Annotated in this window: 10 protein-coding genes; 3 read left to right on the forward strand and 7 right to left on the reverse strand. The window is 49.4% G+C overall.

The genetic code is table 11. From position 1 onward, the window contains the following. Positions 1-442: 442 nt before the first annotated feature. Positions 443-604, reverse strand: coding sequence for a hypothetical protein (locus D0Y50_RS19480; protein ID WP_170145459.1), 162 nt, complete (start codon positions 602-604; stop codon positions 443-445). A gap of 801 nt (positions 605-1405) precedes the next feature. On the opposite strand from D0Y50_RS19480, the gene D0Y50_RS06575 reads away from it, so the two are divergent. Then, on the forward strand, positions 1406-1849 hold the full coding sequence (locus D0Y50_RS06575) for a GNAT family N-acetyltransferase (RefSeq protein ID WP_108568545.1): 444 nt from the start codon (positions 1406-1408) through the stop codon (positions 1847-1849). Between the two features lie 168 nt (positions 1850-2017). Here D0Y50_RS06575 and nadK read toward each other — a convergent pair whose 3' ends face one another. The 5 genes from nadK to D0Y50_RS06600 all read right to left on the reverse strand — a co-directional run bounded on the left by nadK (position 2018) and on the right by D0Y50_RS06600 (position 7224). Continuing rightward, positions 2018-2893 carry an NAD(+) kinase gene (gene nadK / locus D0Y50_RS06580; RefSeq protein WP_108568481.1) on the reverse strand — a complete coding sequence of 292 codons (876 nt, stop codon included), beginning with the start codon at positions 2891-2893 and terminating at the stop codon, positions 2018-2020. Positions 2894-2961: 68 nt separating this feature from the next. Further along, positions 2962-3729, reverse strand: a complete 768-nt coding sequence (locus D0Y50_RS06585; RefSeq protein WP_108568480.1) for a 3-hydroxybutyrate dehydrogenase — start codon at positions 3727-3729, stop codon at positions 2962-2964. Then, a complete protein-coding gene (locus tag D0Y50_RS06590) occupies positions 3726-4718 on the reverse strand; it encodes an extracellular catalytic domain type 2 short-chain-length polyhydroxyalkanoate depolymerase (protein ID WP_108568479.1) in 993 nt (330 codons plus the stop codon). Before D0Y50_RS06590 ends, D0Y50_RS06585 begins: the two co-directional genes overlap by 4 nt. Before the next feature lie 12 nt (positions 4719-4730). Beyond that, positions 4731-5918 carry an E22 family MetX-like putative esterase gene (locus tag D0Y50_RS06595; protein ID WP_117316066.1) on the reverse strand — a complete coding sequence of 396 codons (1188 nt, stop codon included), beginning with the start codon at positions 5916-5918 and terminating at the stop codon, positions 4731-4733. 10 nt (positions 5919-5928) lie between these two features. After that, positions 5929-7224: a GntP family permease gene (locus tag D0Y50_RS06600; protein WP_117316068.1), complete on the reverse strand. Its 1296-nt coding sequence runs from the start codon at positions 7222-7224 to the stop codon at positions 5929-5931. Positions 7225-7446: 222 nt separating this feature from the next. Here D0Y50_RS06600 and D0Y50_RS06605 point away from each other — a divergent pair, with 222 nt between their 5' ends. Next, positions 7447-9777 (forward strand): TonB-dependent receptor, encoded by a 2331-nt coding sequence (locus D0Y50_RS06605; RefSeq protein ID WP_117316070.1) that lies wholly within the window; start codon positions 7447-7449, stop codon positions 9775-9777. 128 nt (positions 9778-9905) lie between these two features. Beyond that, a complete protein-coding gene (locus tag D0Y50_RS06610) occupies positions 9906-10565 on the forward strand; it encodes a response regulator (RefSeq protein WP_108568475.1) in 660 nt (219 codons plus the stop codon). On the opposite strand, the gene D0Y50_RS06615 is transcribed toward D0Y50_RS06610, so the two are convergent. Beyond that, the gene (locus tag D0Y50_RS06615) at positions 10516-13896 is read right to left on the reverse strand and encodes a PAS domain-containing hybrid sensor histidine kinase/response regulator (RefSeq protein ID WP_117318652.1); all 3381 of its coding nucleotides are present in this window, start codon (positions 13894-13896) and stop codon (positions 10516-10518) included. The genes D0Y50_RS06610 and D0Y50_RS06615 overlap by 50 nt on opposite strands. Between the last annotated feature and the right edge of the window lie 94 nt (positions 13897-13990).

The raw sequence follows: 13990 nt of genomic DNA on the forward strand, positions 1-13990 counted from the left end.
GCGCCCTCGATTGGAACTGCCACAGGTGTATGGCCAAACTGCCTCACTCAAAGGCAAAATGGGCCACAGATATGCTGGCAGTGCTTTTTATATACGGCGAAAAGAAGGCCGGATAACTCTTGCCTGACCCAGCGCGCAGGCCTTGCTGAAGTGCGGTAAGGGGATAGTGTGCTTGGTGACAGCGCATACTGTTTTATAGCCCGCGCGTGAGTGCATCCCGGCTTTGTAGGCCGCTGGGGCAGATGTCCCTTTCAATAATGCGCGGGCTAAGCCATCGCCAGGAAAAACCAGAAAATAATTGGCCTGTTTCAGGCGATGGCTTACACTAGTATCACGAGGCAAAATATAATCACGATTGCCCGCCCTCAAATAGTACCCGATAGGAAACGCCAGCGTAGTTAATGCCTCTGTGAGGAGTGCTTTATGGGGAGGAGATACCTATTCAAACTGCTGTCTTAAAGCCATAGTGTTCGCTTACATCTTCATTAAGCCACTGTCCATGTGCACTGTTATATTGGCTGGATTCTGCCAGCCCGAAATAAAATACCGCCTGCAATAACAGGCTGTTCCAACAGCCAAACCAAACAGCGTTTCTTCGGTTCATGTAAGCATCTAGGTTAGGGGGGCAGCTTCACCCGATAAAGGTACCCCCTGCTAGATATGCACGGTGAGTGCGCAATAGGGGGCCCTTCGGCGTCACGGGTAAACCACCTAAAAGATAGTAATAATGATTAAAAGCTACGGTAATGCGATGGGTAAACACATTTTTTATCAGCAGAGGCGGTGTCTGCAAAAGGTAGTTGAGCGTCAGTGGCTCAGATAGCGGCTTTGGCTAAGCGCCTGCGCGTGCAGGGGGACTAATAAAAAAACGTCACAATACCGATAAATAGTTGCATGGTTAAACATCCTGATTAATTATAAATTGTTTTTATGTGCCGGCTCGTTGGCGCGTTCGCAGGTGGGGCTTTAGCCCGGCGCTATTGCAAAGCAATATTGTCGACATACATTAACTATTTGATTTTTTTTGATATATTATGTAATCCCCCGCTGCGGTCGTGTTTACAACAGAAAAAAGAAACAGTAATGGTGATATTGACGATTAAACCCAACGCACCGCTGTGCCACGGATTTACACCACGAGCGTAAGCCAAAATGCTTCTGGTGGAGCATGAATGCTGTCCTACTCGTTTGGCAGTTTTTCGCTAAGGCCATGAAAAACTCCCGCGGCGCAGGGCGACGTCAAGGGGCCAGCACGAAAAGTGCTTTGTGGCTATATACTCAGGGCGCCAACCCAGGAAGAGGTGAGTGCTGCCACCAAGCGCAAATTATATCAAGGCGATGTGCACGTTGAACGGTATAGCATGATGAGTACTTCATCCACATTTAATACAACAACATGAGCAAAATGGATATTTCACTCAAACCAATAGATCAGTCTAACTATAGTGTGGTCTGCGATTTAGCTGTCACCGATTATCAAAGCGAATATGTAGCCTGCAATATGTGGTCGCTGGTGGAAGCGGCATACAACCCCGGTTATACGTGCCGGGCTATATACCTTCAAAGCATTGCGGTTGGCTTTATTATGTGGGTCCGGGAAACGCCCGTGAAGATATCTATCTGGCGGCTTATGGTGGATGTTCATTTTCAGTCCCAGGGTATTGGCAAAGCTGCTTTAGCCCTGGCAATTGAGCATATTCGGCAAATTGATGGGATCAGAGAAATAGAAATAAGCTACAGTCCGGCTAACCGAATCGCCCGCTCGTTTTACGGCAGCCTGGGCTTTAAGGAGGTGGGCCTGGATGAATCGGGTAAAGACCTTATGGCTGTAATTACTTTAAATAATTAGCCTGTTGATGGGCCCGCGCACGCTAAAATGCGGTCCCCTTGCGGGACTGCAAGCGCGGGTGGCAGCGCCAGATAGCTTGGCGCATACCGGGCACACAGCGATAGGCGTAAACGGCACCGACACACCCTTTTGATTGAAAAACGCAACTCATGGTCGCTATTCATTACTTTAGTACAGCTTACTTCCCCAACTGAGCTTATTACGCAATACATTAAAGTAACTATACCCCTTGGGATGAACCAGCGAGAGGGTATCCTGGCTTTTGTGTACTTTTATCTCATCCCCTGGCAGCACCGGCAATACAATATGGCTATCACAGCTTATTTGCAGGCTATCGCTATTCACTTTCGAAACGCGCATTGATACGGTGCAGTTGGCATCAACTACAATAGGCCGGCTACTTAATGTGTGCGGGAACATCGGTACCAGCGTCATGGCATCCAGTTTAGGCATGATTATCGGGCCACCGGCAGATAGTGAATAAGCCGTGGAGCCGGTGGGCGTCGCTACAATAAGACCATCTGAGCGCTGGGAAAAGACGAATTGATCATCTATGTAGATCTCAAACTCCATCATATGAGCCACTTTACCGTGGTGCAATACGATTTCGTTAACCGCTGCATTGCTGCTTTTTAGCTTTTCATGACGGTAAACGCCGACTTCAAGTAAAAAACGTTGTTCAACAATGGCTTCGCCATTGAAGATAAGGTCCAACTGTTCGGTGATCTCATCAGGGTGGATATCGGTTAAGAACCCAAGGTTTCCCCGGTTAACTCCTACTACGTGGATATCAAACCTGGATAATACCCGCGCTGCTCCCAGCATACTGCCATCGCCGCCTACCACTACCGCCAAATCAGCCTGTTTGCCGATTTGCACTAAATTATGTCCTGGAATAGTCGGATCTTTTAATTCGTGGCGAATAGTCTCTTCAATTAAGATTTTGCAGCCGCGCTGCTGTAAAAAATCAATTAAGTGGTTCAATGTCGCCTGGGTTTCAGCGTGACCGGGTTTGCCGATAAGGCCGACCGTTTTATAGTGCATGGTGTGCTAATGTCCATGGCCTGAGGAATGGATGGACATTAGCATAAAAAAGCGGACAAAATAAAGGGTTACCGAGCTGTCCAGCCACCATCAAGCACCAGGGTTTGGGCGGTCATATTGCGCGCCGCCGGGCTAATCAAAAATTGGGTAGAGGCGGCTAATTCGGCAATCGTAATAAAGGCTTTTTTAGGCATGGGTTTTAGCATGATATCGCTGATAACCTGTTCCTCGGAGATGCCATTTTCTTTAGCCTGGTTAGCAATTTGCTGCTCTACCAATGGGGTTTTGACATAGGCAGGGCACAGGGTATTAATGGTTATATCAGCCTGTTCAACTTCCAGCGCAATGGTTTTTGCAAGGCCCAACAAGCCATGCTTTGCCGCGACATAGGCTGACTTATACGGCGAGGCCACTAACGAGTGTATAGAGCCAATATTAATAATACGGCCAAAGTTACGGCTTTTCATGCCGGGTAGAAACGTTTGACACAGCAGTGCGGGCCCCACCAACATGATATTGATCAGCTGTTGCCATTTTTGCGCAGGAAAGTCTTCCAGCTTGGATACATGTTGGATACCGGCATTATTTATTAAAATATCGACCGGGGTGTCTACCAGCGCTGCGGGCAACTCCGCCACACTTTGTGCATTGGTCACATCCACCACAATAGCACTGGCTGATAAACCTTTGGCGGTTAAGCTAGCCGCAGCATCATGGGCGGCTTGTTCGTTTATGTCGGCCAGAATGACATGATGGCCGGATTGCGCCAGTTCTTCAGCAATACCAAAGCCTATACCACTGGCACCACCGGTTATAAAAACATTACAGGTCTTCATAGGGATTCCTTTTGTGAAATGTAGGCATCGACAATGGCCATTACCGCGTTGATTTGGGCGCCGTCACGGGTGGCGTAATGCTCGTCAGTATAGCCCCACCAGTCCCAACAGCCTTGTGGGTTTAAAGGCATAAATAACGACTTACGGGTTTGCGGATAAAACACCACCATATTGTTGGTGTCAGCCCAACGGTTAAATCCGGTTTGTTCAACATAGGCCTGCCCGATGGCATCGGCGTACTGATTACAGCCATGAAAACTGATGTGCACGTTACAGGCCTGGCCCTCGGCGCAGCTCTTGGGCACATAGGCATAACCGGTTTGCGCCAGCGTTTCAGCCTGCGGACCCGCCAGGGCATGTTGATCATACCGGATAATCTCACCGCTTAACGCATCAGCCGCAGGTGTCAGTTCGCCATACATAAACTGCAAGGCTGCACCGGCCGCATCATAATTACACTGGCCAATATACGGGCTGTTTGATGCGGCACAGCCTTCACCGTTATCCAGCGTAGGAAACACGTGACCAAAAGGTTTATTTTTAATGTAGCTAACATTTTGCGGGTTTACCCACTGTTGATACTGCTGGTATAACAGGGCGCTGACCTCTTCGGCTACCCGCTGGTCACGGTCGCCATGAAATAACCAGACCTTGTCATTCGCCAGCTCGCTCAACGGCGCAAGCTGGCCGCGGTTCGCCAGTTTTTCTGCATGAGCATTCAGTTTGCCCAAATCCGTTGTCTCTGCCATTTTATCCACGCAGCCACCTAATGCCACGGTAATGTCATTTTGCGCACAATAAAACGGCCCGGCGCTGATAATAGCAGCGCCACTTACCCGGTCGCCGTAGGCCAGATGAAACTGATTCGCCATATAGCCGCCCGAGGACAAACCCGAGACGGTGATATTATCTGCACTGAGCGTCAACGTCGTGGCGAAAACAGGCAACGTCAACAAACTACAGGTTATGGCTACGAGGGTGTTTTTCATAAAATTCCTTAGTTACTTTTCAAGGAAAGCTTTTAGCTTATGCCGCTGTTCTTGAATATCGAGTACCCCTTCCAGATGACCCAAATCACCGGTTAATTCGATATAATCGCTATCTTTTTGTGCATGGCGCAGCGCTTCGTGCGCATTTTTAGCAAGATAAGGCATCAATAATAGATCGTTACTGGCGGGTAAAAATAAGGTTTTTGCCTGAATAGACTCAATACCTTGTGCCAGTGATGCCTGATGGCCCGTCACAAACAGCTGACAGGCTCTCACCAGATACAACAAATGATTCGCATCCATTTCACTGGCCCGCGCCCGTGCCCGTTTTTCCAGCCAGGTGACAATAGAGTGGTTGGCGGTAATATCCTGAAGAGGGGCGTCTTCTAATGGGCGGTAGTTCAGGGTGTTACCTTGCTGGTTGAAAAATCCTGGATGAAGGGCTTGTTGGGTAATCAGCATTAGCGCGGCAACTAAGCCTTCGGTAGGTGGCTTGGCTTTGCTATAATTGCCGTGTTGCCATTGCGGGTCGAGTTTGATGGGTAAAGCCCAGTGCTCAAGGGCTGCGGTGGTCCAGGCATCACTTTGTCCCGCGCCAATTACCGATACCATTCTGGGCACCCACGAGGGGTACGCACTGGCCCAGTCAATAGCTTGCATAGAGCCCATTGAAGGCCCTACCACCGCATGTAAACCGGTTATCCCCAGGCTTTCCAGAACCTGCTTCTGAATATTTACAAAATCCCGTATGGTTACCACCGGAAAATCCAGCCCATAAGGTTTTTGGGTGGCCGGGTTAATACTGGTTGGCCCGGTAGTCACCACATCGGGTGAATAGGCCGACAGATTCACTAACGAGTCGACACTTATTACAAAAAATTTATTGGTATCGATGGCTTTGTCGGGGCCTATTATCGCGTCCCAGTAGCCGGGGGAAGGATCCTCGGTGCGGTATTTTCCGGCAGCATGGGAGGAGCCGGAAAAATAATGTGTAATAAGCACCACATTGCTCTTATCGGCATTCAACGTTCCGTAGCTTTCCCAGCCAACCTTTACTTCGGCCAGACGCTTGCCAGAAAACAGCGCAAAATCAGTAGTGGTATAAGTATGCTTTTCTACCAGGGGCAGTTCATTGGCGTGGCCGGCCACACTGAACAGACAGATGAGGGCAACTAAGCCGCGGATGACAGAGAAGTTCATAAAGCCGTCCTTAAAACACACTAAACAGAGCAATAGCAAGGGTTAACCCCAATACCGGCGTGACCAACGTAAGCGCAGCCATGGCGCGGTAGGCAGCCTGGTGCGTTTCATGGCATATGGCGCGAATAGTGGTTACCACATAGCCGTTGTGGGGCAGAGTATCCAGCGCACCGGATGAGATAGCAACAATCCGGTGCAGTTGGTCAGGGGGCACGCCCTGGTCGATATAATGCGGCGCAACCAAAGGTAATACTATCACCTGTCCGCCCGATGCTGAACCGGTCAAACCAGCAATAACACTCACCGCGATTGCCGCCCCGATAAGCTCGTTGCCTGGCAGTTGCGTCATTAAATCAACGGTAGCCGCAAACGCCTCAGTATTTTTTGCAATGCTGCCAAACCCCACCACCGCTGCCGTATTTCCAATCGCCACCAAGGCCCCTGTAGTACCGGTATTAACCGCGCCGGCCAGGTTTTGAAAATACCGAAAGTTAATTACCATCAGGGTTAATACGCCGCCGGTTAATGCAATTATGAGGGCGTATTGAGCAAGGCTGTCATGTAATAGAAAAGATAAAACCAGCACTACCAACAACGGCACCAGGCCAGATAAAGGATGAGGATAATCGCGTTCAGCAATTTTGGGATCTTGCTCTCGCGGTTCGAAGGTTTCCCCGTTGGCCAGCGCTTTGTTAATCATACGGCGTAACCACCAGTATCCGAAGCAGGCCATAAACAACGCCACCACTAAACTTACTTCCCAGGCTGCAAAGGGCGAAGTACCCAGGTATTTTATCGGGATCCAGTTTTGAATTTCAGGCGAGCCGGCTGAGGTCATGGTGAATGTTACTGAGCCAAAGGCAAGGGTAGCGGGAATGAAACGTCGCGGTAAATTAGCATCTTTAAACAGGCTAACGGCCATTGGGTATACCGAAAAGGCCACCACAAACAGACTTACGCCACCGTAGGTTAAGATGGCACAGGCCAACACCACGGCCAATACTGCATGTTTGAAGCCTAGCTTGCTGACTATCCAGCGCGCCACTGCATCGGCGCCGCCGGTGTCTTCCATAAATTTGCCAAAAATAGCGCCCAGTAAAAACATAAAAAACCAGGCGGCGATAAATCCGGAAAACCCGGACATATACAAGTCGATAAAACTACTGTCGCCGGTAAATACCGGAATCTGATTGGTTACCGCCACCAATAACGCACAAACCGGAGCGGCGATAAACAGGTTCATACCCCGGATAGTCAGTACTATCAGTAACACCAGGCCGGACACCAGGCCAAACATACTTAACATATTGCGTTTCCTTGTAATAATTTGCCGATGTAGCCTGCCAATAATCTGCAAACGCATTGTGACTGTATGCCCCTGTCAAGCCTATAGTACGTTAGTACGTAGGACTTTGGTGCTACGTACTAACGTACTAGATACCTTTGCGCCAAAGTGGATTAGATTACTTTTTCATCGATAGCCTAATAATAAAACGACTCCAGATAGTTACAATAATAGGGACTTGTTATGAAACACATCTACCGTACTACCCGTGAATACCAGCGTTCATTGTGCGCCATTGCTGTGGCTGCTGCCTGTACCTGGGCACCCTTAGCCAGCGCGCAGCAAGCTGAAGCCAGCGCCGAGCCTGAAAAAGGCAAGCTGGAAAGAATCGAAGTCACCGCACGTAAAACGGTTGAAACATTGCAAGAAGTACCGGTAGCCATCACCTCTATTGGCGCCGCAGAGCTAACCGAAAAGGGCATTAGCGTACTCACCGAAGTACAACAGTTTTCGCCAAACACCACTCTACAAACCAGCCGTGGGACGAATTCAACACTTACCGCGTTTATTCGCGGTCTGGGTCAACAGGACCCATTATGGGGGTATGAGCCAGGGGTCGGTATTTATGTGGACGATGTTTATATAGCGCGCCCCCAGGGGGCGGTTATGGATTTACTCGACGTTCAACGTATTGAAGTATTGCGGGGCCCGCAGGGCACTCTGTATGGAAAAAACACCATCGGTGGTGCGGTTAAGTATGTCACGAAAGAAATGACCGGCGAGCCACAGCTGAATATTCAGGGCACCGTAGGCAGTTACAGCCAGCGTGATGCCAAAATCACTGGCCAGTATCCGCTAATGGAAGATAAAGTTTATCTTGGCTTCGGCTATGCCAATTTAAACCGCGATGGTTTTGGTGAATTTCTTATCTCTGCTCAGCCGGGGCAGGATCGGGAAAACTACAATAAAGATTTATGGGCCGCCCGCTTAACGTTGGAAATTCATCCTACGGATAATTTATTTTTGCGCTTTGGCTGGGATAAGACCGAAGATGACTCCAATGCCAAGGGGGGCTATCGCTTATTACCTAGCTTGCGTACTGACGCTCCGCAACCAGACTCGGTTTTTGATTCCTATACCAGTTTACCGACCAATAATAAGGTCGAACTCGAAGGGTATAGCTGGATGCTGCGGTATGATGTTTCCGATGCATTACAGCTAAAATACATAGGCTCGCATCGCGATAGTTATTCGCCCACTAATATTGATTTTGACAATACCCAACTGGACATTTTTGATGTGCCGGCGATTTACGAAGACGATAACGACACCCATGAATTACAAGCGAATTACGCTGGCGACAACTTCAATATTGTTAGTGGTGTGTATTATTATGAAGGTGAATCGTGTGGGGTATTTGATGCGGTACTGGGTGTACTAGGGCGCGACTACGCTGACCTGGCCATATTCCCGGAAGGAACGCCGGGCTTCACCCGCGAGGTGTCAGGCTGTAACAACAGCGAAAGCTGGGCGGGCTATGCACAGCTCAACTATGATATTACCGAGCAGCTATCCGTATCGTTAGGGGCCCGCTTTACTGACGAAGAAAAGCAGGCCACCGTGTATAACGGCACGGTGTTATACAATTTATATCCCGAGAGCGGGTGGGTAGACGGCTTTGTACGCCCTGCCGATGTGGCCATTCCACAGGTATTAGGTAGCGACACCGATAGCGATGGAGTATTGGATGCCCCGGCTACTGAAAGCTGGTCGCGTTTTACCCCGCGCTTGGGAGTTGAGTACAAATTCAACAAAGATATTATGCTGTTTGCCAGCTATGCCCAAGGTTTTAAATCGGGTACGTTCAACCCCAGGGCTACCGTGAACGAGCCTGGCGTTAGCCCGGAAGTGGTTGACTCGTTCGAGCTGGGCATTAAGAGTGATATTAATGAATCATTACGGATGAATGCTACGGTATTTTCCTATGACCACAAAGATCGCCAGTATATTGGAATTGAAGGAAATACCGACGATCCCACCGCGCTACAACAGCGACTGCGCAATGCCGCAGAAACTGCGGCTAAAGGGCTTGAACTGGAAGCAACCTATGTTGCCAGCGATAATCTGACCTTCGATATAGCCTACGGTTATATTGATTTTGAAATCAAAAAGAATAATGCAGTACCGCCCCTTATTGGCCTGGCCAGCACCCCGGAAAGTACGCTTAATCTGGCGGCAAATTACGGAATGGACACCAGTTATGGTTTCTTCACTTTTAATGCTAATTACTATTATCGCGATGATTATCTGATATTTGAAACCAGCGACCTGATTGAGCAGGATGGCTACGGATTACTTAATCTTAGCCTTGGCTGGGAAAGCGTGGAAGGCCAGTGGTATGGCGGTCTGCACCTGAAAAACCTCACGGATGAAGAATATATTGTGGGTGGCTACGATTTTGTCACCCGCAATGAAGGTGGCAGCTTCGGCCCGGGCCTGGGTAACGATACCACCTTAATCGGTTACTACGGCGATCCGCGAACCGTCCATCTTACGGTTGGTTACCGCTTCTGAAGAAACGGTTTCAGGTAAATCTACAAAAGGGCCGTAAGGCCCTTTTTAAATCCGTGGCAAAAGCTTTGTATCGGCCAGACTATGTTGATAGACTGTTAACAGGTTGATAAAAAAGTTGTTCGAAGACTATGCAAACACAGGTACTGATTGCTGACGACCATCCCCTGTTCAGAGCCGCCATGAAGCAAGCGTTAAGTGGCGTAGTACAGGGCACGCTGCATGAAGCGGCAACGCTGAATGAAGCCTGCAGTGTCCTTCAACAACACGATGCCATTGAACTGGTATTTCTGGATTTAAACATGCCGGGTAATCAAGGCCTGTCCGGCCTGGCCGAATTGCTTGCTCGCCATGATCAACTGCTCGTTGTGGTGGTATCCGCAGAAGAAGATCCAGGCTTGATCAAACGTGTAATGGAAATGGGTGCCAGTGGCTACATACCAAAATCGACGCCGTTAGAAACCATTACCCGTGCGGTAAAGCAAATTATGGAGGGCGATGTTTGGGTGCCTGCCGGATCACTTTCGGTGGCCGATTTGAGCCAGGAAGAAAGCCAGTTTGCCAAAGGCTTGGCACTATTAACCCCTCATCAATACCGGGTATTAAAAATGCTCGCCGATGGTCTGCTGAATAAACAGATAGCCTATGAACTGGCAATCTCTGAGTCTACGGTCAAGCAGCATGTATCCGCTGTATTAAGAAAACTCAATGTTGTGAACCGTACCCAAGCTGGCGTGTTGTTTAATCAACTGGTGTCGGGCCACTCTGGGGTTGGCTCAGCAGCTTCTTAACTGCACGCCGTAACAGCAAGGGTTTTACCGGTTTAGCCAAATACAGCAAGTCGAATCGGGCGGCCATCTCTTTAATTCCTTCCTCCCGGTTTGCAGTATTTAATATTCCTGGTACAGGCTGACCCCAGAACACGCGCAACTCACGGGCTAGCGTAGTGCCTCGTTCTTTACCATTTAAATGATAATCCAACAACATAATAGCGGGTGGAGCAGGGCAACATCGCTTAGCTTGCTCGCCATCTGTGGCACAAATCACCTGTGCGCCCCAATCTTGAAAGCACAATGTCAGGGCGTGGGATATCTGCTCATCGTTTTCAACTAACAACACCTGCACATTGTGTAAAAATGGCACCGTGTTATCGGCAGCGGTGCGGCCTATGTTAGCCGGTGGCATAATGGTGGGGACTGTTCGCGGCAGGGTTACTGTAAAACGAGTGCCCTTATGCAGTTGGGAAAACAAACCTACGGGGTGCTCAAGCAGGGCGCTCATGCGCTCTACAATAGTCAGGCCCAACCCTAACCCCGGGTTATTGTGCTGACTATCAAGTTGATGGAACTCGGCAAATACCTCGTGTTGTTTATCTGCGGCAATGCCGGGGCCGGTATCACATACCCAGATTTCAACCTGCCCAGCTAAGCGGCGTCGCGTGCCAATAACCACGCTACCGCGGTCGGTATAGCGAATGGCGTTAGACAACAAGTTTTGCACAATGCGGCGTAATAAACGCCGGTCTGAATGTACCCATACTGAGCTAGTGACATAGCGTAAGTGCAACCCTTTTTGTTCACTGATAACGGTGAATTCCCGTACTAGCGGGCCCAGCACCTCGTCCAGCGCAAAGCGGGAGAACTGCGGCTTGAGTACGCCTGATTCCAGCCGTGTCATATCTAGTAGCATGGTAAGTAAGCTTTCAGCAGATGCCAGGGAGGAGGTGACCCCCTTACTTAATGTTTCCAGTTCGGTACCGGTAGTTTTCTGGGCTAGCATGGAAGCAAATAGCGTGGCGGCATTAAAAGGCTGCATCAGGTCGTGGCCGGCAGCGGCTAAAAAGCGTGTTTTACTTTCATTGGCCAGCTCCGCTTCAAGCCGGGCATGATGTAATTGCTCGGTACGCGCAGCGACGCGTGCTTCCAAAGCATCTTTGGCTTGTTCCAGGGCTTCCTGGATACGCGTATATTCAGTAATATCACTATAGGTCGTTACATAGCCACCCCCGGGCAGGGGGCTGCCGTTAAGTTCAATAGCGCGACCATCCGGTTGTTTACGCAAATACTTGTAAGGCGTGCCGGCTTTCATATAAGCCACGCGTTTGGCAATGTCAGCCTCTACATCACGACTATTTCCCAGCAGGCCGCGACGCGCGTTATAGCGCAATAATGAAGTAATAGGCATACCCGTATGCAGAAAATGTGCTGGGTAATGGAATAGATCAATATAGCGGTCGTTCCAGGCCAACAAGGCAAGATTACTGTCTAACACGCTAATGCCTTGCTGAATATGCTGCACTGATGACTGCAATACCTCATGGTTGAATTGAAAGGTTTGCGAGGCCTCTTCAACCCAGTCGACTAGTTCAGGAAGTTCAGTATGGCTGGTTTGGGCAATGGCACTTAATAACACACGGGCGCTGGGTGGGCCCACTTGGCCAGCCAATTTATGCTCGACATTTTGCAGCAAAGCAGCACTGGCAAAACCTTGGGTAGGTTGGCCGGATAATTGGGCCAATAGACGATTTTGCTCACTGGTTTCCAGTACCCTGGCCGTCAGTTGCATAAGGTCGGCCACCCGAATTGCCAGTTGCGGAATAAGGGGGGCGCAAGACCTAGCGTCTGTGCTGTCGCGGGTAACTCGGCTGCATAAGCTGACGATAATAAAGGTTATACAGTTTACCATCAGGCTTAGCACAAAACCGCGCCCCAACTGTGCATCGCTGGGAGCAGGGTTAAAGTAATAGCTGGCCAGTAAGCTGGGATACAGCAACCAGACTATCCAGCAACACAAGCCGGCCAGCATAGCCAGGCTCGCTGCCATGACCGAACTACGCGACCAATACAAGCCAAATAACATTGCCGGCAGCATTTGTGCTAACAGCGCTATAGCCACAATGCCACTTTTCACTAAAGGTGCCGACTGACTGATATTCAGGTGATACCAAAACGCCACCGATAACACGACCAATACGGTTAAGCGGCGAATAGTCAGAATACCGCTGGATTGCATTGAGCCGACAGAGCGTTTAGCCAGCCGGATTTTAAGCCATAACGGCGTAATAAGATTATTGGCAATCATGATCCCTAGCGCCAGGGTGGCGACAATAATCATGCTGGAGGTAGCAGACAATCCGCCAATAAAGGCGGCCAGTGCTACCGGCGCATTGTCAGTATGTAAAGGCAGGGCCAGCACAAAAGTATCAGAGCTTACTATATCCGTATCCAGTAACATGCTTCCGGCAAGGGCTATAGGTAATACAAAGGTGGTGATAGCCAGCAAATAAAGTGGAAATAACCAGCGTGCGGTGCGCAGCTCACCATCACCATTACTTTCTACAAAGTTCATGTGAAACTGGCGTGGCAAAATGAACATGGAACAAACCCCTAGCAACACATGGCTAAGGTACACCCACAGGGCGCTGTCAGCATAAATGACCGCTTGGGCTACCGGGTGCTGGCCTGCTTGGGCAAGCAGATCAAGGGGCCCATCGAACAGGCTGTAACAAACATAAATACCGACAATAGTCAGTCCGGCAAGCTTGATCACTGACTCAACGGCAATGGTTAGTAACAAACCGGGGTGCTTGTCTTTTAAACTCAGGGTGCGGGTTCCAAATAGAATGGCAAACAGCGCCATCAGCGCAGCCACGTATAAGCCTACCGCGTTGCTTTGCTGTTCCTGATGTGGCGCGAGTAAATTGATGCTTTTAGTGATGGCATCGAGTTGCAGGGCAAGGTAAGGGATCACGCCGATAAAACACAGTAGTGTAATCAGCGCCGCAATAAAATGTGCGCCTTGATAACGCAAGGCGATGAAATCGGCTAGCGAGCTTATGCTATGTTGCTGACATAACCGGTTAATTCTTAACAGTACCGGAAACATAAATGCCATGACTAATATAATGCCTGCGTAGGTGGGAACCACCGCCCAGCCAAATTGGGCCGCCTGGGTAGTGGTACCAAAAAACGCCCATGACGTGCAGTGCACACCCAGCCCCAGACTATACAGCACAGGATGCTGCTCATTCGCTCGTAGCCATTTATCCCCGGCAAACGCGATAACGAATAAAAGTGTCAGGTAACCAATAACAATGGCACCCACCGACCAAATACTGAGCATGTTAATAATAGTCAAATAATCAAAGCATTATCTTAACATACCTGATGTTTTACTGCGGTGACAGCAAACATTGTCAGAAGCCTAGGCGGGGCGA

The organism is Salinimonas sediminis, from assembly GCF_003429285.1.
GTDB classification, from domain to species: domain Bacteria; phylum Pseudomonadota; class Gammaproteobacteria; order Enterobacterales; family Alteromonadaceae; genus Alteromonas; species Alteromonas indica.